We start from the raw sequence: 20,427 nt of genomic DNA, 5'->3' as shown, positions 1-20,427 counted from the left end.
GTTACTGGCAAAACAATGGCTTTTTGCCTCGATTGAGCTGACAGCGATGCCAGTAACCCATCTCCAAAATGCCCCGTCCGCCCACACGACAAATCACTAACGCCTTGAGTCAAACCCTTTAACGCTTAACAATGTGTTACTTCGTATTTCCACTTGAGATTCATTCATGATTGCGCCCTTCCGTTTTCTCGCCTGGCTGCTGTTGCCGGCATTGATGTCGTGCAGCTTCAACCTGCTGGCCGCGACTGCCGAGGGCGCTCCACAAGCCCTGCATCTGCTGGACTACATTGGCGCCGACTACCCACCGACGGTAGAGGCGGGCAAGGTGGTGGATGATTCGGAATACCGCGAGCAGGTGGAGTTTCTTGGGGTCTTGCAGGGGTTGGTGGCTGATTTGCCGCAAAAGCCCGAGCGCGCGGAACTGGTGAAGGGGGTCGAGGAACTGCTGGCGGCTGTCACCGCTCATGCAGACGGCGCGACCGTCGCTCGCCAGGCCCGCCAGTTGGGCGCCAAGCTGGCAGTCGCGTATGAAGTCAGCCAAGCCCCGGCCATCACGCCCGACCCGACGCGCGGCGCACCGCTCTACGCCCAGCACTGTTCGGTGTGCCATGGCACTGCCGGTGCCGGCGATGGTCCGGCCGGCGTGGGGATGACGCCGCCTCCGGCCAACTTGACGGATGCTGCGCGCCTGGATCGCCTGAGCCTCTACGCGATCTACAACACCCTGGGCCTGGGTGTCGAAGGCACTGACATGCCGTCCTTCGCCGACCAACTGGACGACCGCCAGCGTTGGGACCTGGCCACCTACATCGCCGGCTTCACCGCCGACCCGGCTGCGGCGAAAAGCGAGCAGCCCTTCAACCTCGCCGACCTGGCCCGCCAGACGCCTAATGAAGTGCTGGCCGCAAACGGCCCAACCGCTGCCGCGACCTTCCGCGCCCAGCGTGCGCAACCGCCGCAGGTCAAGCGTGGCCCGGCGCAGTTGCTCGATTACACCGCGAGCACCCTGGACAAGAGCCTCGCGGCGTTCCGTAGCGGTGACCACGAGCAAGCCTATGACTTGTCGGTGGCGGCGTACCTGGAAGGCTTTGAGCTGGTGGAAAGCTCACTGGATAACGTCGATGCCAACGTGCGTAAGGACACCGAGAAGGCCCTGATGGCTTACCGGCAGTCGTTACAGGACGGTCTGCCGATCGAGCAGGTGCAGCAGCGCCTGGACGTGGCCAAGGGCAAGCTCACGGAGTCCGCAGGCTTGCTGGGCAGCGATGGCTTGAGCTGGTCGTTGAGCTACATTTCCGGTCTGCTGATCCTGCTGCGTGAAGGCCTGGAAGCGATCCTGGTGCTGGCGGCGATCCTGGCATTCCTGCGCAACACCGGCCAGCAATCGGCGGTGCGCAGCGTCAACGTCGGCTGGGGCCTGGCGCTCTTGGCCGGCTTGGCCACCTGGGCGTTGGCGGCGTATGTGATTGACGTCAGCGGCGCCCAGCGCGAATTGCTCGAAGGCTGCACGGCGCTGTTCGCCAGTGTGATGGTGCTGTGGCTTGGCGTATGGATGCACGACCGCCGCCATGCCGCAGCGTGGCAGGACTACATCAAGAGCAGCCTGGTGGGCGGCGGTGGGCGTTTCGGTTTTGCGATATTGGCGTTCTTCTCGGTCTACCGCGAGCTGTTCGAAGTGATCCTGTTCTACGAAACCCTGTGGCTGCAAGCGGGCCCGGCCGGGCACAACGCGGTGCTGGCGGGTGGTGCCACGGCGTTGGTGCTGCTGGTGGGCCTGGCCTGGGTGATCCTGCGCGGTTCGGCGAAACTGCCGCTGGCGCTGTTTTTCGGCATCAATGCGGGGCTGCTGTGCGCGTTGTCGGTGGTGTTCGCCGGGCATGGCGTCAAGGCGTTGCAGGAAGCCGGCATCTTCGGCACGCGGCCGGTGGCGTTCTTTGACTTCGACTGGCTGGGCATCCACGCCGATGCGTACTCGTTGAGCGCACAGGCCGTGGCGATCCTGGCCATTGTGGTGCTCTACGGCCGCAGCCGGCTGGCAGAAAAGCAGCGAGTGGCGGCATAACATGCGCGTATGGATCGATGCAGACGCCTGCCCCCGGGCCGCCAAGGACCAGGTGGTGAAGTTCGCCCTCAAGCGCCAGTTCGAGGTCGTCCTGGTGGCCGGCCAAAGCCAGATCAAGCCGAGCTTCTCGTGCGTGAAGTTGATCGTGGTGCCCAGCGGTCCGGACGCAGCAGATGACTATCTGGTGGAGCACGCAGTGCCCGGCGAACTGGTGATCTGCAGCGATGTGCCCCTGGCCGACCGCCTGGTGAAGAAGGGCGTCACGGCCCTCGACCCTCGGGGCAAGGAGTTCAGCCCGGCGAACATGAGTGAGCGATTGGCGGTGCGCAACCTGTTTGCCGACCTGCGCGAGCAGGGCCAGATGGGCGGTGGACCGCCGCCCCATGGGGAGAAGGACAAGCAGGCGTTTGCCAACTCACTCGACAGGATACTGACGCGGTTAATGCGCCAGTCCTGATCCGTTGGAGAGGGAGCCCGGCATCCCCACTAATCGTTCTCGTGGGTCAGCTCCAGCACCCGGTCCACCAGCTTGTTGATGCCTGAGGCCACTTCACTGATGCTCTTGCCGAGCATATAGGCGGGCGTACTGACCAACTTGCGTGCGGTGTCCTCGACAATGTCTTCCACGCTGCATTCCTGGTGGGTGGCGCCCATCTTGTCCAGGGCTGCGGCAGTGTCGGTGTCATTGCCGATGGTGCAGGTCACGCCCGGGCCGTAGATCTTCGCGGCCAGGGCCGGCGAGATGCAGATCAGCCCCACCGGCTTGCCCGCTTCGGCAAAGGCTTCGGCCAGTTCCAGCACCTGCGGGTTGACGCTGCAACCCGCGCCCTCGACGGCAAAGTTCGACAGGTTCTTCGCCGCACCAAACCCACCGGGTACGATCAGCGCATCGAACTCGTCGGCGTTGGCGTCTCGAATATCCTTGACCTCGCCCCGGGCAATGCGGGCCGACTCCACCAGCACATTGCGCGACTCGGGCATCTCCTCGCCGGTCAGGTGGTTGATCACGTGTAACTGGGCAATATCGGGTGCAAAACATTGGACCTGAGCGCCGCGCTGATCCAGGCGCAGCAGGGTGATCACGCTTTCGTGGATCTCTGCGCCGTCGTACACGCCGCAGCCGGAAAGGATCACTGCAATCTTTTTGCTCATGGGCATTTCTCCTGGAGTCTTGGCGTTAAATGTCTACTAATTTGTCACCTGTTGCCAATGGGATCTCGCGCCGCTGCACCTAATCTTGATGTAACAAAAATAGACCGGACCAGACCATGGACTTCGTGCCTTACGCGGTACCGTTTTTCATTGCCTTGATTGTGGTGGAGCTGCTCGCCGACCGCTGGCGTGGTCAGCGCAACTACCGGGTGGCGGACGCCATCAACAGCCTCAGCACCGGCGTGCTGTCCACCACCACCGGGCTGTTGACCAAGGGGGTGGGGCTGCTGACCTACGCGTTCGCCCTCAAGCACCTGGCGTTGATCGAACTGCCTGCCCACAGCGCCTGGACCTGGGTGTTCGCCTTTGTGTTCTACGACTTCTGCTACTACTGGCTGCACCGGATGGGGCACGAGCGCAACATCCTGTGGGCCGCGCACTCGGTGCATCACCAGAGCGAGGACTACAACCTCAGCACCGCCCTGCGCCAGACCAGCACCGGCTTCCTGCTGAGCTGGATCTTCTACCTGCCCCTGGCCGTGCTTGGCGTGCCGCTGGTGGTGTTTATCAGCGTGGCGTCCCTCAACCTCCTGTATCAATTCTGGGTGCATACCCGGCACGTGCCCAAGCTTGGCTGGTTCGAGTGGTTTTTCGTCACGCCCTCCAATCATCGGGCCCACCATGCACAGAACGCTCTCTACATGGATCGCAACTATGGCGGTGTGTTCATTCTTTGGGACCGGCTGTTCGGCACCTTCCAGGAAGAAGACGACAACGAGCCGGTGATCTTCGGCGTGACCACACCCTTGGCCAGCTGGAATCCGTTATGGGCCAACCTGCAGTTTTATGCACAGCTTTGGCGTGATGCGCGGCGTACCGAAAGTAAGTGGGACAAGCTGCGCATCTGGTTCATGCGCACCGGTTGGCGCCCGGCGGACGTGAAGGCCAAATACCCCGTGGCCAAGACGGATTTGAGCCAGTTCCGCAAATTCGACGTGCCGCTGGACGCGCGCCAACAGGTCTACATTGCCCTGCAGTTCGCGGCGTATGTGGGGTTTGGCAGCTATTTGATGAATGTCGGCGAGGGCCTGCCCAGTGCAGCGCTGGTTGTCGGCTGGGGGGCGATGGCGCTTGGATTGTTTACCCTGGGGGTGGCCCTGGAGAATCGCCCGTGGGCGTTAAAGGCAGAGCTGACACGCCTGGCGCTGAATGTGCCGTTGGTGTGGCTGGCGCCGGTGGTCGGGCTGTGGCCGGCCAGCAACCTGGGCTGGCTGGGCCTGGTGAGCTACAGCCTGCTCAGCGTGATTGGCCTCTACTGTTGCAGGGGCCGGCTTACTCGACTGGTGTCTTAGGCGCTTCTACCGGGACGGGCTCGGCGGCGGCGAGCCGCGCCTTGGCATCGGCACAGGCCTGGCGGGCGATACGGGCATTCTTGAAGCGGCGGCGCAGCCACAGGCCAAAGCCCAGCAGCAGCAAGGCGCCCAGCACCCACAGCTCGTACTTCTTGACGCTGCCCAGCATGCCTTCCAGCACCGCGCCGAAGTGATAGGCCGCCGCGCCCAGGGCCGCCGCCCAGATTGCAGCACCAATACCGTTGAGGATCAGGTAGCGCAGTGGCGGGTAGCCTGACAGGCCGATCGCAACGGGCATTACCGTGCGTAAGCCGTAGACAAAGCGGAAGCTCAGCACCCAGATATCCGGGTGCCTGCGGATATGTTCCAGGGCCTTGTCGCCCATCAATTGCCAGCGCGGCTTGCGCGCCAACAGTTTGCGGCCGTGCTTGCGCCCCATGTAATACCAAAGCTGGTCGCCGGCGTAGCTGCCCAAGAAGGCAACGACCACCACCAGGTTGATATCCATGTACCCACGGAACGCCAGGAAGCCTGCGAGAACCAGGATGGTTTCGCCTTCGAAGAACGTGCCTAGGAAGAGGGCAAAGTAGCCGAAGTCATGCAGAAATTGTTGAAGCATGGTCTGGGTGCTGGCGAAATGAACGCGCAGCCTACGCCTTCGTGAACATTCATGAAAGTATCGAGATGTGTCACGAAGTGAACAATTCCTACATTAACCGACGAATGCGACTACAGGTCGCATCGTTAAGCACAACTGTCATACCTTCGTCATAATGCCCGCTTATAACTGCAACGCTCGCCCGTGAACCCGGGCTCAGGAGTCTGTCGTGAGCTTTACCCCTGCCAATCGCCTGTTCCCTGCTACCCGCCTGCGCCGTAATCGCCGTGATGATTTTTCTCGCCGCCTGGTTCGTGAAAACGTACTGACGACGGATGATCTGATCCTGCCGGTGTTTTTACTCGACGGTGAAAGTCGCCGGGAAGCGGTATCGTCGATGCCGGGTGTAGAGCGTCTGACCATTGATCTGCTGCTTGAAGAGGCGGCGGGCTGGGTCGACCTGGGGATTCCGGCGTTGGCGTTGTTTCCGGTCACGCCGTCTGAACTCAAGTCCCTTGATGCTGCCGAAGCCTGGAACCCGGACGGTATCGCCCAGCGCGCCACCCGCGCCCTGCGCGAGCGTTTCCCGGAGCTGGGGGTGATCACCGACGTGGCGTTGGACCCGTTCACTACCCACGGGCAGGATGGCATTCTTGACGAAGACGGCTATGTTCAGAACGACATTACCGTCGATGCGCTGGTCAAGCAGGCGTTGTCCCATGCGGCAGCAGGCGCCCAGGTGGTTGCGCCGTCGGACATGATGGACGGCCGCATCCAGGCGATTCGCGAAGCCCTGGAACTGGCCGGCCACGTCAATGTGCGGATCATGGCCTACTCGGCCAAGTACGCCAGCGCCTACTACGGCCCGTTTCGCGATGCGGTGGGCTCGGCGCTGAACCTGGGCAAGGCCAACAAGGCTTCGTACCAGATGGACCCGGCCAACAGCCATGAAGCCTTGCACGAAGTGGCGGCGGATTTGGCCGAAGGCGCCGACATGGTGATGGTCAAGCCGGGGATGCCGTACCTGGACATCCTTTACCGGGTCAAAGAGGAATTCAAAGTGCCGACCTTTGTGTATCAGGTCAGTGGCGAATACGCCATGCACATGGCTGCAATCCAAAATGGCTGGTTGAGTGAAGGGGTAATCCTAGAATCCTTGACGGCCTTTAAACGTGCCGGGGCTGATGGCATCCTGACCTATTTCGCCGCCCGCGCCGCCCAATTGCTTAGAGAGCAACAATAGCCCTCACAGGAACATTCGATGAATACCGAAGGACTTTCCGAAGTTGCCGTAAAAGACGCTCACCCGGTGGTGGAACAAGTCACCGAGACCCCGCCGGAGCACGAGCCGGCCGCGCCTGTGGTGGTAGCCGAAGCGCCAGCCCCGGCCCCGGTGGCCGCCGTGGTGACCAACCTGGATGACAGCAGCCTGTACATCCACCGCGAGCTGTCACAACTGCAATTCAACATCCGCGTGCTTGAACAGGCACTGGATGAGTCCTACCCGTTGCTGGAACGCCTGAAATTCCTGCTGATTTTCTCCAGCAACCTGGATGAGTTCTTCGAGATCCGCGTCGCCGGCCTCAAGAAACAGATCACCTTCGCCCGTGAACAAGCTGGCGCGGACGGCCTGCAGCCGCACCAGGCGCTGGCGCGCATCAGCGAGCTGGTGCACGGTCATGTGGATCGCCAGTATGCGATCCTCAATGACATCCTGCTGCCGGAACTGGAAAAGCATCAGGTTCGCTTCATCCGTCGCCGCCACTGGACCACCAAGATCAAGACCTGGGTGCGTCGCTACTTCCGCGACGAAATCGCGCCGATCATCACGCCGATCGGCCTGGACCCGACGCACCCGTTCCCGCTGCTGGTGAACAAGAGCCTGAACTTCATCGTCGAGCTGGAAGGGATCGACGCCTTCGGTCGCGATTCGGGCCTGGCGATCATCCCGGCGCCACGCTTGCTGCCACGGATTATCAAGGTACCCGAAGAGGTGGGGGGCGCTGGCGACAACTATGTATTCCTGTCGTCGATGATCCACGCCCACGCCGATGACCTGTTCCAAGGCATGAAGGTCAAGGGCTGCTACCAGTTCCGCCTGACCCGTAACGCCGACCTGGCGCTGGATTCCGAAGACGTCGAAGACTTGGCCCGTGCCCTGCGCGGCGAGCTGTTCTCGCGGCGCTACGGGGATGCGGTACGCCTGGAAGTGGCCGACACCTGCCCGAAACACCTGTCGGACTACCTGCTCAAGCAGTTCAACCTGGGCGAGACCGAGCTGTACCAGGTCAATGGCCCGGTGAACCTCACGCGCCTGTTCAGCATCACCGGCCTGGACAGCCATCCGGAGCTGCAATACACCCCGTTCACCCCGCAGATCCCGAAACTGCTGCAAAACAGCGAGAACATCTTCAGCGTGGTGAGCAAGCAGGACATCCTGCTGCTGCACCCGTTCGAGTCCTTCACCCCGGTGGTCGATCTGCTGCGCCAGGCCGCCAAGGACCCGCACGTATTGGCCGTGCGCCAGACCCTGTACCGTTCCGGTGCCAACTCGGAAATCGTCGACGCGCTGGTAGACGCTGCGCGCAACGGCAAGGAAGTCACTGCGGTGATCGAGTTGCGCGCACGCTTTGACGAAGAGTCCAACCTGCAACTGGCCAGCCGCCTGCAAGCGGCCGGCGCGGTAGTGATCTATGGTGTGGTTGGCTTCAAGACCCACGCCAAGATGATGCTGATCCTGCGCCGCGAAGCTGGTGAGATCGTGCGTTACGCCCACCTGGGTACCGGCAACTACCACGCCGGCAACGCCAAGCTCTATACCGACTACAGCTTGCTGACTTCCGACGACGCCTTGTGTGAGGACGTCGGCAAGTTGTTCAGCCAATTGATCGGCATGGGCAAGACCTTGCGCATGAAGAAGCTGCTGCACGCGCCGTTCACCCTCAAGAAGGGCATGCTCGATATGATTGCCCGCGAGACCCAGTTCGCCCTCGAGGGCAAACCGGCGCACATCATCGCCAAGTTCAACTCTCTGACCGATCCGAAGATCATCCGCGCGCTGTACAAGGCCAGCCAGTCCGGCGTGCGTATCGACCTGGTGGTGCGCGGCATGTGCTGCCTGCGTCCGGGCATTGTCGGCGTGTCGCATAACATCCATGTGCGCTCGATCATCGGCCGCTTCCTGGAACACACGCGGGTGTTCTACTTCCTTAACGGCGGCGAGGAGCAGATGTTCCTCTCCAGTGCCGACTGGATGGAGCGCAACCTCGACAAGCGTGTGGAGACCTGCTTCCCGGTCGAGGGCAAGAAGCTGATCATGCGGGTCAAGAAGGAGCTGGAAAGCTACCTCACCGATAACACCCACAGCTGGAGCCTGCAGTCGGATGGCCGTTACGTGCGTAACACGCCGACCGGCAACCAGAACCCGCGCAGTGCCCAGGCGACGTTGCTGGAGAAGTTGGGTAGCCCGATTCTGTCGGTGAACTAATAGACAACACGCTCTGAAAATGTGGGAGGGGGCTTGCTCCCGATTGCGGTGGTTCAGTCAAAGTATTCGCGACTGACACACCGTAATCGGGAGCAAGCCCCGTCCCACATTTGTTTTTGCAGTGTTCATGAGATCGGGTTAGCGCAGGTTCAGGCTGAACCCCACCCGCGTCAGCCACTCCGCTTCCTGGGCGAAGTCCGCCTGGGTCAGCTGGTTCTCATCCAGCCAGCCTTTGGGGAACACGACATCCAGGCTGTCGCCATTGGCGCGCAGGGTCACCTGGGGCATCTGCTGGGTGCCACGAATGTGGTGGAACAGGATCGCGAAGCGCAGCAGCACGCACAGGCGGATCAGCTTGATGCCTTCATCGCCGAACTCGGCAAACTTGTCCTTGGGAATATTGCGACGATGGCCGCGCACCAGCAGTGCGAGCATCTGCTGGTCTTCCCGGGAGAAACCCGCCAGGTCGGAGTGCTCGATCAGGTAGGCGCCGTGCTTGTGGTAGTGGTAGTGGGCGATATCCAGGCCCACTTCATGCACCTTGGCCGCCCAGCCGAGCAGTTCGCGCCATACGCCGTCTTCCAGGTCCCAGTCCTCGGCGACCTGATCGAACGCATGCAGTGCTTTACGCTCTACGCGGGCTGCCTGCTCCTGGTCGACGTGATAACGCTCCATCAGCGAGGTGAGCGTGCGTTCACGCACGTCCTCGTGGTGATGGCGGCCCAGCAGGTCATACAGCACACCTTCGCGCAGGGCGCCGTCACAGTGGTCCATGCGTTGCAGTTCGAGGGCGTCGAAGATCGCCTCGAGAATCGCCAGGCCGGCCGGGAAGATGGTGCGACGGTCCGGCTTGATGCCGTCGAAGTCGATCTTCTCGGCATCCCCCAGCTTGAACAGCTTGCGCTTGAGCCACGCCAGGCCTTCGGCGTTGACCTCGCCGGTGCCATGGCCGCCGGCCTTGAGCGCCAGGCCGATGGCACGGATGGTGCCGGACGAGCCGATGGCTTCATCCCAGGTCAGGCGGTGCAAGGCGTGCTCGATGCTCATGATCTCCAAACGCGCTGCCGTATAGGCCTGGGCGTAGCGCGCCGGTGTGATCTTGCCGTCCTTGAAATAGCGTTGGGTATAGCTGACACAGCCCATCTGCAGGCTTTCACGCAGCAGCGGTTCGAAGCGCTGGCCGATGATGAACTCGGTACTGCCACCGCCGATGTCCGCCACCAGGCGCTTGCCGGGGGTATCTGCGAGTGTATGGGACACGCCGAGGTAGATCAGGCGTGCTTCTTCGCGGCCGGAGATGACTTCTACGGGGTGGCCGAGGATTTCCTCGGCGCGACGGATGAATTCGCCCCGGTTACGGGCTTCGCGCAAGGCGTTGGTGCCGACGATTCGCACGGCGCCCAGGGGCATGCCGTTGATCAGCTGTGCAAAACGCTTGAGGCAGTCGAGCCCGCGTTGCATGGATTCTTCATTGAGCTGGCGCTCATCGTCGATCCCGGCAGCCAGTTGCACTTTCTCTCCGAGCCGCTCAAGGATGCGGATTTCGCCGTTCTGGGCCTTGGCCACGACCATGTGAAAGCTGTTGGAGCCCAGGTCGATGGCGGCGATCAGGGACAGATTCTTGGCTTGGGATTGCGGCATGGTTTGGGGGTCTCGGTCGATAACCTTGCCATCGTGCCACGATCGATCGCTGGAGCCAACGCGTAGTAACAGAGGATTTTTCCTCGTATACCTATAAGTGCTTTCTGCGTGGCGCGTAGGACCGGCCCACAAATGATGTATTACAAAGCCAGAAAGCACTGGGTTTTGTACTGGCTATTCTTGGTTTTATTGAGTTTGTCGATAAGTCTTACGCCGTTTTATGTTTGTCCTAACTTGCTGTTTCCCTGTTCGTATACATGGGGTTGTTTTTTAGAGTGGAGATAGGGATCACTCTTACATGAGGTGTCATTTTTTCCGGTTTTATTATTCTCTTGGAATATGAATACTCACGTTCGGCACCTGTCCCGGGTGGTGTTTATAGGTCGGAGCTTCAAGGACGAGATATTCATATGCGCACCAGGCGTGACGCAGGGGAGGTGTTCTGATCATTCAATAACTGGCCAGCCTATGGTCATTACTATGGATGAACGTTAGATGAAGAAGAATTACCCAGTAGTGGCGGGTCTATGCCTCGTCGTTGCGAGCCTGACTGTCCAGGCTGCCGATGTACGTGTAAAAGGCGCGATCGCTCCAGCCAGTTGCAGTTTTACACTCACCCGCTCGGTCATTGACTATGGAACTATTCACCCGAGCAGCCTGAGTCCGACAAGTTATACCAAGCTGGATAAGAAGAGTGTTCCCTATACGGTGAGGTGCAGTGGTCAGTCTAAAATAAAAGTGGGTATCAGGAGCGTTGATAATCGAGCTGGCTCGAGAATACCAGGCATGATGCTGGGGCAGTTTGGCGGGAACTACAAGGATCTCTACAATTTTGGTCTGGGGGCCACTTCCAGGGGGCAAAAAATCGGAGGTTATGTAGTGCACCTTCGAAATTCTGTAGCTGACGGCAAGTCGGTAGGGATTGTTAGCTCGGAAAATAACGGCGTACGATGGGAACCAAACAGTACCCAGGCAGTAGGCCACACTGCCAATATAGCCAGTTGGCGTGCGGGGAATGTGTATGCGCCTATATTGGTTAATGCTGTTTCCGGCAATGTTGAAGTTCAAGCCGTCATCAACAAGACGTCCGAACTTGATATGAGCAACCAGATCAACCTGGACGGCCATTTCACCCTGGAGTTGCGCTACCTCTAGATTTCTCCACATAGGTATCCATGGTGTGCTGACTATGAAGTGTCAATCAGCACGTGTCTCTTTGGCTATTGTCGATGATTGCTATGAAGAAGATTATTTCGTTATCAGGCATGTTTCTCGCTATGTTGGGTTTGAGTGCGCAAGCCGCGGACTTACGAGTGAGAGGCTCCATTGCGCCTGCCAGTTGCAGTTTTACTATTGTTAATTCAACGATAGATTACGGTCGGATCGACCCTAGGTCACTGAGTGCTACTAACTACACCAAACTGGCTAAAAAGGGGGCGCCTTACACCGTCAGGTGTGCATCGCCCACGTTTGTTGGTATTAAGACACAGGATAACCGCGCGTCCAGAAAGGTGCGCGGCATGATGGTGAGTCAGTACAATATTACTTATAACGATGATTTCAATTATGGTCTTGGGTTTACCTCGAAGAATGAAAAAATCGGCGGCTACGTGGTTTTCATGGAAAACAACATTGCCGATGGTAAAGCTGTACTGGTTGCGCGGTCTAATAATAATGGCGCGAGTTGGGGGATCACCGATCCTGTCTTGGGGCAGTCAGCCAAGGTTGGAAGTTGGCGTACGAACGCCAGCTATTCGCCGATTAAAATAACCGTCGTCTCGGGGAATTTGAATGTCCAGCCAGTGATCAATAAAACATCTGCGCTGAGCATGAATAACGAAATAAAACTTGATGGCCATACAACCCTGGAATTGGTCTATCTCTAAAAGCTTCCAGGCGATTCAGGTCGGCTTGCAGTCTCTTTGGCGGCAGCCAACCTGATTCGGCGTGTTTCGTTATTGCTGTGAAGGAAGTGTTGATGCTTGTTTCTACAAGAAAAAAATCTATTCTGGCCGGTTGTTTGTGTCTGGGTTTTGTTTTCTGCCGTGCCGCGTATGCAGACGGCATGGAGCCGGAAACAACAGTTGTCATTCTCAATGAGGCGGATGGTGAAGTCAGCATCAATGTCACCAATACGGACCCAAGTCCTGCCTTGCTTCATTCAGTTATCGAAGATATACCGGAAGACCCGGAGCCTTTAGCCGTCATTACTCAGCCCGTTGCGCGTGTCGATAGCGGTGAGCGGCAAATGGTCAGGGTTATGGCAATCAATAAGGAGCCTCTCAAAACCCAACGTTTGAAGCGCATTACGTTTGAAGGTATTCCCCAGGCCCAACCCGGCTCGGGCGCGACAATTGGTATCAGCCTACGGCAAAACCTGCCGCTCATTCTCCACCCCAAAGGTTTACCTCAACATCATGCACCGTGGGAGCTGCTGACCTGGAGCCTTCACGGCAATACCTTGAGCGCACGCAACAACAGCCCCTATGTGGTGCGCCTGGCGGCTGAGGTGGTCTTGAACCCGCAGAAGGTGAATGCGCTTTTGCCGCGTACCTATATCTTGCCGGGCGAAACCCTCAGCGTTGCCGTGGAAAAACGTTCTGCCGCCACGTCGGTCACCCTTATGCCGGCCACGCTCTATGGGTTTTCCGTCGATAGCTACGAGGCTTTGCTCGTAGCGAATCAGCCGTGACCTGCCATGGGAAAAAAAGCCAGCAGGTTTTGTAGCGCCGTACGTGGGCAGCCATCCCGGGCGCCAATAAAACCTGAGGAGACTTTCAGGCGAAGCGGAATCAGCCTTTCGGTTTGGGCGGCGGTGGTGTCGGGAATGGCCGCTGACGTTTACGCCGCGCCGGCGGCGGTGCTCGGATTTGACCTTGCCACCTTGCAGGCGCGTGGTATCGACCCTTCAGTTGCGCGCTACTTTCAGCAAGCCCCTCGGTTCAGCGAGGGCACGCGCGTCGTCGATTTGACGGTCAACGGTAATCCCATCGGGTTGACTGACGCGCGGTTTAACCATGAAGGCGCGCTGTGTTTCAACCGTGGGCTATTGGATCGGGCGGGACTGCAGATTCCCGCCACGGTGATCGATAAGCAAGTCTCTGCCGCCCAGGCCTGTCATGACTTTATTGCCGAGTATCCGAAAACGGTAGTGACCTTGCGCCCAGGGCGTGAGGAGGTTGTGCTGGTCGTCCCGACCCAGGCGCTGCGCGACATGCAACAAAGCACTGGTCATTACGCCCGGGGAGGTGCAGCGGCGCTGGTCAACTACGATGTCCAAGGCGTCAATGCCCACTCGCGGGGGGATCGAGGGCGCTTTTTATCCGCTTCAACGGAAATGGGTTTCAACGTGGGCGATTGGATCGTCCGCAGTCGTCAGCTCTATCTCTCCAACGATGAGCGTTCGGCGACTGAGCATCTGTATGCATACGCGCAGCGCGATATCGCTCCCTTGGCTTCGACATTTCAGGCAGGCCAGATATCGGCTGATAGCCCCGTGTTCGGTGGTGTTCAACTGATCGGTGCACAGCTGTTTCCTGACGGAATGGAAAACCGCACCAGCAGCAATGGCGTTTTGGTTGAAGGGCGGGCGCGGAGTCAGTCGCGGGTGGAAGTCCGGCAGTCCGGCGCATTGATTTATACCACTCTCGTCCCGGAAGGGCCGTTCACCTTGCGCAATTTGCCACTGCTCAATGGCACCAGCGACCTCGACGTCAGGGTTATCGAAATCAAGGGGGGGCAACACAGTTTTATCGTGCCGGCCGCCTCGTTCCGTGGATCGGTTCCGATTAAATCGGGATATACCGCTGCAATAGGGAAGGTGCGTGATGTGGATCGAAGGGGCGCCGCCGAGCCTCTGTTGGCGATGGCCAGCGGAACGTGGGCGTTAGGGGAGGACGCGGCCCTCAGTTCGGGAGTTCAGGGCACGGACAACTACCACTCGGTGGGCCTGGCGTTGGACAGCAGCTTTGACCAGCGGTTTTCACTGGGATTGCGCAATAACCTTTCCCATGACCGTAAGCAAAAGGTACGCGGTTCGCGTAGCGGCGTTTCGTTTGGCAGTACGCTGCCGGGCAACGTCCAGATGAACTTGAGCGCCACTCGCCAGACCTCGGGTTACCGGGATGTGCTCGAAGCTGTTGGCGGCGAGCCTGGCGAGGTACAGGGGGCGCGCGCCAGGCACCAGTACACGGCAGGCTTCAGTTGGTCAGACCCTCAATTGGGTGGCTTCGCTGTCGGTTATTCCCGTTCGGCTCATTTCGACAATCGTACTTCCCAGCATATCTACGGCGCGTGGAACAAAAACTTCAGGCACGCCAATGTTGCCGTGAGCATTGACTCCCAGGTAGGTGCGTCAGGCGACTCCAGAGACAAAAATGATGGCTTGGGCATGCGCTTGCAGATCACTGTTCCACTGGGCAGTGACCGCTCCGTGACCTCGACGGTTCGACGCCAAGGGCGTCATGCCGGTATCGGTACAGCCTACAGCGAGCGCGTGAATGACACCCTGAACTACGAGTTAAGGGGCGAGCGCGACCTGAGAGGTACCAGCGATCAGTCGGTGGGTGGAACGCTCAACGCGACGTCTCGTTATACCCAGCTCGGCCTGGGGCTCAATCGAGACTCGTCCAGCACGATCTATAGCGGGCAGCTACAAGGCGCCGTGGTTGCTCACGAGCGAGGCCTCACACTGTCTCCCTACCGTGTCGAGGACACTTTCGGTGTGGCGTCGGTGGGGAATATTCCGGGGGCTCGCATCAGTACCCCTCAGGGGCCCGTCTGGACCGACCGCTGGGGAATGGCCGTGATTCCCGGCTTACCCGCTTATCAGGGCAGCCTTGTCGAGGTGGACGGTAAAAGCTTGCCACGCCAGGTTGATCTCAATAATGGCACGAAGATGCTGGAGGTCGGGCGAGGCTCGTTCAGTACGGTCGAGTTTGAAGTCTCGAAGGTTCGCCGGATGCTGGTGCGTGTCCGCGACCCAAGCGGGCAGCCGTTGCCCAAGGGGACGTCGGTGCTTGCCGCCGATAACACGTTCCTGACCACGGTGGTGGGGGACGGAATGATCTTCCTCAACAATATTGAGCATTCCCAGGTACTGACCTTGTCGTCGCCGAATGCGACTCCCTGCAAACTGCAACTCGATCTGGCGGAGCACAGCTATGACGGCCAACTGTATGAAACCTCCTCAGCGGTCTGTCGTTAAGGCTGCCCTTGCCTCGGGACGCTTTCCAGGCGGGGTGGGATTACTGGTGGGTCTCTTGATGATTGCTGACGTTTCGGCGTCGGAATGCCACCTGTCATTGAGCCGGCCGCAGATCGACTACGGGCCGTTGCGCGTCGACACACAGCCCGGACCCCACGGTATTTCCATCGGTAGACGCACGGTGCACCTCAGCGTGGTTTGCCCTGAGGCGGCGGTGATTGCGCTGCGTTTCCGCGGTGCGCCAGCCGATGCGCAGGGTTTCAGTTTTGGCCATCACGGGCGCTTTGATCTGAGCCTTCGACAGGCATTGGTGGATGGCCAGGCCGTCGAACTGGTGTCGATGCACAACCGCACTGAACGAGACGGGCAGCTGCGCCCCGGCGGTGTGCTGGTGCCACTGAGGGTCGGGCAGCCAATCGCCGGTCGAGTCTTTTCGGCTCAGGTGCAGGTCGATACCTATCTAGCGGGCACCCACCCCGCCGTGCGCGATAAAACCCTGCTGGAGGGGGGAGGCCGTTTCGAAATGGTGCCCGATGGCTGGGCGGTCAGGCGTGCGCTTCGGTAGTGCCGATGAAGTTCGCCAACTCAGCAGTCTGCGGGTTGGCAAACAGCACCTTCGGATCGCCGACTTCATGCACTTTGCCTTGGTGCATGAACACCAGCTTGTCGCCCACTTCCCGGGCGAAGCGCATTTCGTGCGTCACCATGATCAAGGTCATGCCGTCCTTGGCCAGTTGGCGCACCACGCTGAGTACTTCATTGACCAGTTCCGGGTCCAGGGCCGAGGTGATTTCATCGCACAGCAGCACCTTGGGCGACATGGCCAGGGCGCGGGCGATGGCAACACGTTGCTGCTGGCCGCCGGACAGGCGATCGGGGAACGCGTCGAATTTCTCGCCCAGGCCCACGCGTTCCAGCATTTGCCTGGCCAATTGGGCGGCCTTGGCCTTGGGCACTTTCTGCACCACTTGCGGTGCGAGCATGACGTTTTCGCCCACGGTCAGGTGCGGGAACAGGTTGAACTGCTGGAACACCATGCCGACTTTCTGCCGCAGGCTGCGCAGGTCGGCACGGGCGGCGTCGAGGTATTCGCCATCCACCTCGATCACGCCGTCGTTGATCGATTCCAGGCCATTGAGGGTCCGCAGCAAGGTGGACTTGCCCGAGCCGCTGCGGCCGATGATTGCCACGACCTGGCCTTCTTCAACGGTCAGGTCGATGCCCTTGAGGACGTGGTGATCGCCGTAATACTTATGCAGGGCGGAAATTCTAAGCAGAGGCATGCAGTCTCCTTTCCAGGTAGCGCGCACTGAGGGACAAGGGGTAGCAGAGCAGGAAGTAACCGAGGGCCACCAGGCCGTAGACCATGAAGGGCTCGAAGGTGGCGTTGGCGAGCATGCCGCCGGTCTTGGTCAGTTCGGTAAAGCCGATAATTGAAGTGACGGCGGTGCCTTTGACCACTTGCACCGAGAACCCAACGGTGGGCGCCACGGCAATGCGCAGGGCTTGTGGCAGGATCACGTAGCGCAGTTGTTCAAGCGGGTTCAGCGCCAGGCTGGCCGATGCTTCCCACTGGCCATGGGCGATGGAGTCGACGCAGCCGCGCCAGATTTCGGCGAGGTAGGCGCTGGTAAACAACGTCAAGGCAATCGCCGCTGCCAGCCAGGGTGAAATATCCACCCCCAGCAGGGCGATGCCGAAGAACACCAGGAACAGCTGCATCAGCAGCGGCGTGCCCTGGAACAGCTCGATATAGGTACGTGCAAGATTGCGCGCGAATGCCTTGCGGCTGATGCGCAGGGTCATCACCAGCAAGCCGATCAGGCCGCCGCCGATAAACGCCACGAGCGACAGCAACAGCGTCCACTGCAGGCCCGTAAGCAGGTTGCGCACGATGTCCCAGAAGGAAAAATCACTCATCGGCTGTTCCTCATCACAAAGCGGCGGCCGATCCAGTTGAGCAACTGGCGAATCATCAACGCCATGCACAGGTACACCAGGGTGGTCAGGGCATAGGTTTCGAACGCGCGGAAATTGCGTGACTGGATAAAGTTGGCGGCAAAGCTCAGCTCCTCGGTGGCGATCTGCGAACACACCGCCGAACCGAGCATCACGATGATGATCTGGCTGCTCAAGGCAGGCCACACCTTGCCCAGCGCCGGCAGCAGCACCACATGGCGAAACGCTTCGAAACGCGTCATCGCCAGCGCGGCGGCGGCTTCCAGTTGCCCGCGCGGGATGGCCTGGATGCCGGCGCGGATGATCTCCGTGGAGTAGGCCCCCAGGTTGATCACCATCGCCAATACGGCTGCTTGCCACTCGGTGATTTTCAATCCCAGGGAGGGCAGGCCGAAGAAGATGAAGAACAACTGCACCAGGAACGGCGTGTTGCGGATCAACTCGACATACACCCCGAAGAACCAGGCAAAGGGCTGGATCTTCCACGCCCGCACCACGGCGCCGACAGTGCCCAGGGCGACGCCCAGGATTGCGCCGATGGCCGTCAGCTCAAGGGTGAACAGCGCGCCGCGCAACAGCAGATCGGTATTGGCCAGCACCGGCACAAAGTCGAATTGATAGGCCATCAATCAGCTCCGCTTCAGAGATCAGCAGGCAATGGCTCTTTGAGCCACTGCATCGCGTTCTTTTCCAGGCTGCCATCAGCCTTGGCCGCGACCAGGATCTGGTTGACCTTCTCCAGAAGCGCCGGCTCGTTCTTGTTCACGCCCACGTACACCGGCGAGTCCTTGAGCTTCACTTTCAGCGCCGGCACGCGTTTCGGGCTGCGCTCGCTGATCGCCACCATGACCACGTTGCCGCTGGCGATCAGGTCGACCTGGCCGGCCAGGTAGGCCGCGATGGTGGAGTTGTTGTCTTCGAAGCGCTTGATGGTGGCTTCCTTCGGCGCTACGGCGGTCAGCTCGATGTCTTCGATGGCGCCACGGGTCACGCTGATGGTCTTGCCCTTGAGGTCGTCGGTGCTGCTGATGGCGGCATCAGGCGGGCCGAACACGGCCAGGTAGAACGGTGCGTAGGCCTTGGAGAAGTCGATGACCTTTTCGCGCTCGGGGTTCTTGCCCAGGCTGGAGATCACCAGGTCGACCTTGCCGGTGGTGAGGAACGGGATGCGGTTGGTGCTGTTGACGGGGGTCAGCTCCAGCTTGACCTTGAGTTGGTCGGCCAGCAGTTTGGCGGTGTCGATGTCCAGGCCACGGGGCTTCATGTCGGGGCCCACCGAGCCGAACGGCGGGAAGTCCTGGGGCACGGCGACCTTGAGGGTGCCACGGGCGACGATATCGTCCAGACCGTTGGCCTGGGCGGGTGCCTGGCTCAGCATCAGGCTGGCAAACAGGGCAGTGAGCAGGGCGCTGCAGCGCTTGGTCATGGCAACTCTCCGAGAAGGGCGAAGGAATTTTCTGGATTTGCTCAGTGCACAGCCCATGCCAGTACTGCGCGGACCGTCTGCGAGGCGCGAGTTTGTTGAGCTTTGGTGGTCTTACTGGTCTGAACAGCTGTGCGGGTTTTCGCACCCTTTTCGAGCGTCGGTAAAACTGCGCGAGCCCCTTTGGGGCGTGGCTTGCCGTGGCTCCTGAATAGCTTTACAACTAGCCGCTCTGTTGACGCAAATCTTGAGTTTTTTATGAATTCCATCGCCCAAGCCGTACCGGAAGCGGCCCTGCAGGCCATCCGCAAACTGATCAAGGAGCAAGGCTTCGGGCCGGGCGATGCACTGCCGTCCCAGCGCGACCTGGCGGTGCAGTTGGGCGTCAGCCGGGCGTCGCTGCGCGAGGCGCTGTCGTCCTTGAGCGCCTTGGGTGTGGTCAGTGTGCAGCCGGGCAAAGGTGTGTTCGTACAGGCGGTTGAGGATGCGCCGGGCTTTGCCTGGCCTTTTGCAGCCCAGGCCACGCCGCTCGATATCTTCCAGTTGCGCTATGCGCTGGAAGGGTTTGCGGCGGGTTTGGCGGCGGTCACGCTGACGATCGATGAGCTGGACAGCCTGGAAGACAACGTCGAAGCGATGCGCAAGGTGCTCAAGGCCGGTGACTTCGAAGCAGCCGCGCGGCTGGACTTCGAGTTCCACCAGCGCATCCTGTTGGCCAGTGGCAACCAGGCAATGGTGAGCATCCTGAGTGCCCGTGCCGAGGTGTTTCTGGAAAGCCAGAAACTACCGTTCATCCGGCCGGAGCGGGCCATGGAAACCTGGCAGGAACATCGCAAGATCCTGCGCGCCCTGGCCCGGCGGGCCAGTGCGTCGGCGCAGAAAACCATGCAGGAACACGTACGCAACGCGGCGTTGCGCACGGGGATTGCCTTCGTGACTCCTGTTGCGCCCTGAGTTGGGCTATGCGCAAACTCATGCGCCATCATAGGAAGACTCAATCAGAGGCGGCTTCCTGAACGGGGGAAGGGCGGCTATGATGGGCAACGTTTTTTTTGCTTACAATCCGGAGACATCCATGAGCAACGATCTTATCAAGCACGTCACCGACGCGACCTTTGAGGCCGAAGTACTCAAGGCTGCTGGCCCGGTGCTGGTTGACTACTGGGCTGAATGGTGTGGCCCTTGCAAAATGATCGCTCCGGTCCTGGACGACATTGCAACCACCTACGAAGGCAAGCTGACCATTGCCAAGCTGAACATCGACGACAACCAGGAAACCCCGGCCAAGCATGGCGTGCGCGGTATTCCTACGCTGATGCTGTTCAAGAACGGCAACGTCGAAGCCACCAAGGTGGGCGCGCTGTCGAAGTCCCAGCTGCAAGCTTTCCTCGACGCCAACATCTAAGCGTCGTCAAAAAGCCCCGCAAATAGCGGGGCTTTTTCGTGAAACAGGGCTAGACGCTCCGAAACTCAGGTGGTACATTCGGCCCCGCACTGGTTTCTCCACTGCCCCCTGCAAGCCGTCGCCGACGCATTCCTTTTCGATT

General features: G+C 60.0%; 19 protein-coding genes. 12 read left to right on the top strand and 7 right to left on the bottom strand.

Features of this window, described 5'->3' with window-relative positions; translation table 11 throughout:
- Nucleotides 1–166: 166 nt before the first annotated feature.
- Both B9N88_RS14890 and B9N88_RS14885 read left to right on the top strand, forming a co-directional pair.
- On the top strand, nucleotides 167–2,062 hold the full coding sequence (locus tag B9N88_RS14890) for a cytochrome c/FTR1 family iron permease (protein WP_027608345.1): 1,896 nt from the start codon (nucleotides 167–169) through the stop codon (nucleotides 2,060–2,062).
- A gap of 1 nt (nucleotide 2,063) precedes the next feature.
- Entirely contained in the window at nucleotides 2,064–2,519 is a 456-nt protein-coding gene (locus B9N88_RS14885; RefSeq protein WP_027608346.1) for a YaiI/YqxD family protein, read from the top strand.
- 29 nt (nucleotides 2,520–2,548) lie between these two features.
- On the opposite strand, the gene elbB is transcribed toward B9N88_RS14885, so the two are convergent.
- A complete protein-coding gene (elbB, locus tag B9N88_RS14880; protein ID WP_027608347.1) occupies nucleotides 2,549–3,214 on the bottom strand; it encodes an isoprenoid biosynthesis glyoxalase ElbB in 666 nt (221 codons plus the stop codon).
- 116 nt (nucleotides 3,215–3,330) lie between these two features.
- Between elbB and B9N88_RS14875 the strand changes: the two genes are divergently transcribed.
- The gene (locus tag B9N88_RS14875; RefSeq protein WP_027608348.1) at nucleotides 3,331–4,566 is read left to right on the top strand and encodes a sterol desaturase family protein; all 1,236 of its coding nucleotides are present in this window, start codon (nucleotides 3,331–3,333) and stop codon (nucleotides 4,564–4,566) included.
- On the opposite strand, the gene B9N88_RS14870 is transcribed toward B9N88_RS14875, so the two are convergent.
- Entirely contained in the window at nucleotides 4,547–5,185 is a 639-nt protein-coding gene (locus tag B9N88_RS14870) for a DedA family protein (RefSeq protein ID WP_027608349.1), read from the bottom strand. The two genes, B9N88_RS14875 and B9N88_RS14870, sit on opposite strands and share 20 nt — an antisense overlap.
- A 208-nt stretch (nucleotides 5,186–5,393) precedes the next feature.
- Here B9N88_RS14870 and hemB point away from each other — a divergent pair, with 208 nt between their 5' ends.
- Both hemB and ppk1 read left to right on the top strand, forming a co-directional pair.
- Nucleotides 5,394–6,407 carry a porphobilinogen synthase gene (gene hemB, locus B9N88_RS14865; protein ID WP_027608350.1) on the top strand — a complete coding sequence of 338 codons (1,014 nt, stop codon included), beginning with the start codon at nucleotides 5,394–5,396 and terminating at the stop codon, nucleotides 6,405–6,407.
- 18 nt (nucleotides 6,408–6,425) lie between these two features.
- Complete coding sequence (gene ppk1 / locus B9N88_RS14860; RefSeq protein ID WP_027608351.1) at nucleotides 6,426–8,651, top strand: polyphosphate kinase 1; 2,226 nt, start codon at nucleotides 6,426–6,428, stop codon at nucleotides 8,649–8,651.
- Nucleotides 8,652–8,789: 138 nt separating this feature from the next.
- Here the strand turns inward: ppk1 and ppx are convergent, their stop codons facing one another.
- A complete protein-coding gene (gene ppx, locus B9N88_RS14855) occupies nucleotides 8,790–10,292 on the bottom strand; it encodes an exopolyphosphatase (protein ID WP_027608352.1) in 1,503 nt (500 codons plus the stop codon).
- Nucleotides 10,293–10,787: 495 nt separating this feature from the next.
- On the opposite strand from ppx, the gene B9N88_RS14850 reads away from it, so the two are divergent.
- The 5 genes from B9N88_RS14850 to B9N88_RS14830 all read left to right on the top strand — a co-directional run bounded on the left by B9N88_RS14850 (nucleotide 10,788) and on the right by B9N88_RS14830 (nucleotide 16,063).
- A complete protein-coding gene (locus tag B9N88_RS14850; protein WP_081744497.1) occupies nucleotides 10,788–11,447 on the top strand; it encodes a DUF1120 domain-containing protein in 660 nt (219 codons plus the stop codon).
- An 83-nt stretch (nucleotides 11,448–11,530) separates the two neighbouring features.
- Nucleotides 11,531–12,178, top strand: a complete 648-nt coding sequence (locus B9N88_RS14845; RefSeq protein WP_159457361.1) for a DUF1120 domain-containing protein — start codon at nucleotides 11,531–11,533, stop codon at nucleotides 12,176–12,178.
- 92 nt (nucleotides 12,179–12,270) lie between these two features.
- Nucleotides 12,271–12,984: a fimbria/pilus chaperone family protein gene (locus B9N88_RS14840; RefSeq protein ID WP_074847951.1), complete on the top strand. Its 714-nt coding sequence runs from the start codon at nucleotides 12,271–12,273 to the stop codon at nucleotides 12,982–12,984.
- Nucleotides 12,985–13,119: 135 nt separating this feature from the next.
- Nucleotides 13,120–15,498 (top strand): fimbria/pilus outer membrane usher protein, encoded by a 2,379-nt coding sequence (locus tag B9N88_RS14835; protein WP_051429418.1) that lies wholly within the window; start codon nucleotides 13,120–13,122, stop codon nucleotides 15,496–15,498.
- Nucleotides 15,499–15,556: 58 nt separating this feature from the next.
- Nucleotides 15,557–16,063: a DUF1120 domain-containing protein gene (locus tag B9N88_RS14830; RefSeq protein WP_051429423.1), complete on the top strand. Its 507-nt coding sequence runs from the start codon at nucleotides 15,557–15,559 to the stop codon at nucleotides 16,061–16,063.
- On the opposite strand, the gene B9N88_RS14825 is transcribed toward B9N88_RS14830, so the two are convergent.
- The 4 genes from B9N88_RS14825 to B9N88_RS14810 are packed head-to-tail and all read right to left on the bottom strand — an operon-like array spanning nucleotide 16,044 to nucleotide 18,883.
- Complete coding sequence (locus tag B9N88_RS14825) at nucleotides 16,044–16,781, bottom strand: amino acid ABC transporter ATP-binding protein (protein WP_027608358.1); 738 nt, start codon at nucleotides 16,779–16,781, stop codon at nucleotides 16,044–16,046. The two genes, B9N88_RS14830 and B9N88_RS14825, sit on opposite strands and share 20 nt — an antisense overlap.
- Nucleotides 16,768–17,418 (bottom strand): amino acid ABC transporter permease, encoded by a 651-nt coding sequence (locus B9N88_RS14820; RefSeq protein WP_027608359.1) that lies wholly within the window; start codon nucleotides 17,416–17,418, stop codon nucleotides 16,768–16,770. The genes B9N88_RS14825 and B9N88_RS14820 overlap by 14 nt, the downstream gene beginning before the upstream one ends.
- Nucleotides 17,415–18,083: an amino acid ABC transporter permease gene (locus tag B9N88_RS14815; protein ID WP_017736949.1), complete on the bottom strand. Its 669-nt coding sequence runs from the start codon at nucleotides 18,081–18,083 to the stop codon at nucleotides 17,415–17,417. Before B9N88_RS14815 ends, B9N88_RS14820 begins: the two co-directional genes overlap by 4 nt.
- 14 nt (nucleotides 18,084–18,097) lie before the next feature.
- Complete coding sequence (locus B9N88_RS14810) at nucleotides 18,098–18,883, bottom strand: transporter substrate-binding domain-containing protein (protein ID WP_027608360.1); 786 nt, start codon at nucleotides 18,881–18,883, stop codon at nucleotides 18,098–18,100.
- Nucleotides 18,884–19,138: 255 nt separating this feature from the next.
- Here B9N88_RS14810 and B9N88_RS14805 point away from each other — a divergent pair, with 255 nt between their 5' ends.
- Both B9N88_RS14805 and trxA read left to right on the top strand, forming a co-directional pair.
- Nucleotides 19,139–19,834 carry a FadR/GntR family transcriptional regulator gene (locus B9N88_RS14805; protein WP_027608361.1) on the top strand — a complete coding sequence of 232 codons (696 nt, stop codon included), beginning with the start codon at nucleotides 19,139–19,141 and terminating at the stop codon, nucleotides 19,832–19,834.
- A 121-nt stretch (nucleotides 19,835–19,955) separates the two neighbouring features.
- A complete protein-coding gene (gene trxA / locus B9N88_RS14800) occupies nucleotides 19,956–20,285 on the top strand; it encodes a thioredoxin TrxA (protein WP_015886460.1) in 330 nt (109 codons plus the stop codon).
- Nucleotides 20,286–20,427 lie beyond the last annotated feature (142 nt).

Origin of the sequence: Pseudomonas sp. LAMO17WK12:I1 (assembly GCF_900177315.1) — a bacterium.
In the GTDB taxonomy this organism is placed as follows: domain Bacteria; phylum Pseudomonadota; class Gammaproteobacteria; order Pseudomonadales; family Pseudomonadaceae; genus Aquipseudomonas; species Aquipseudomonas marginalis.
The sequence above is the reverse complement of the archived record's forward strand: the minus strand, read 5'-3'. Positions and strand labels throughout refer to the sequence as shown.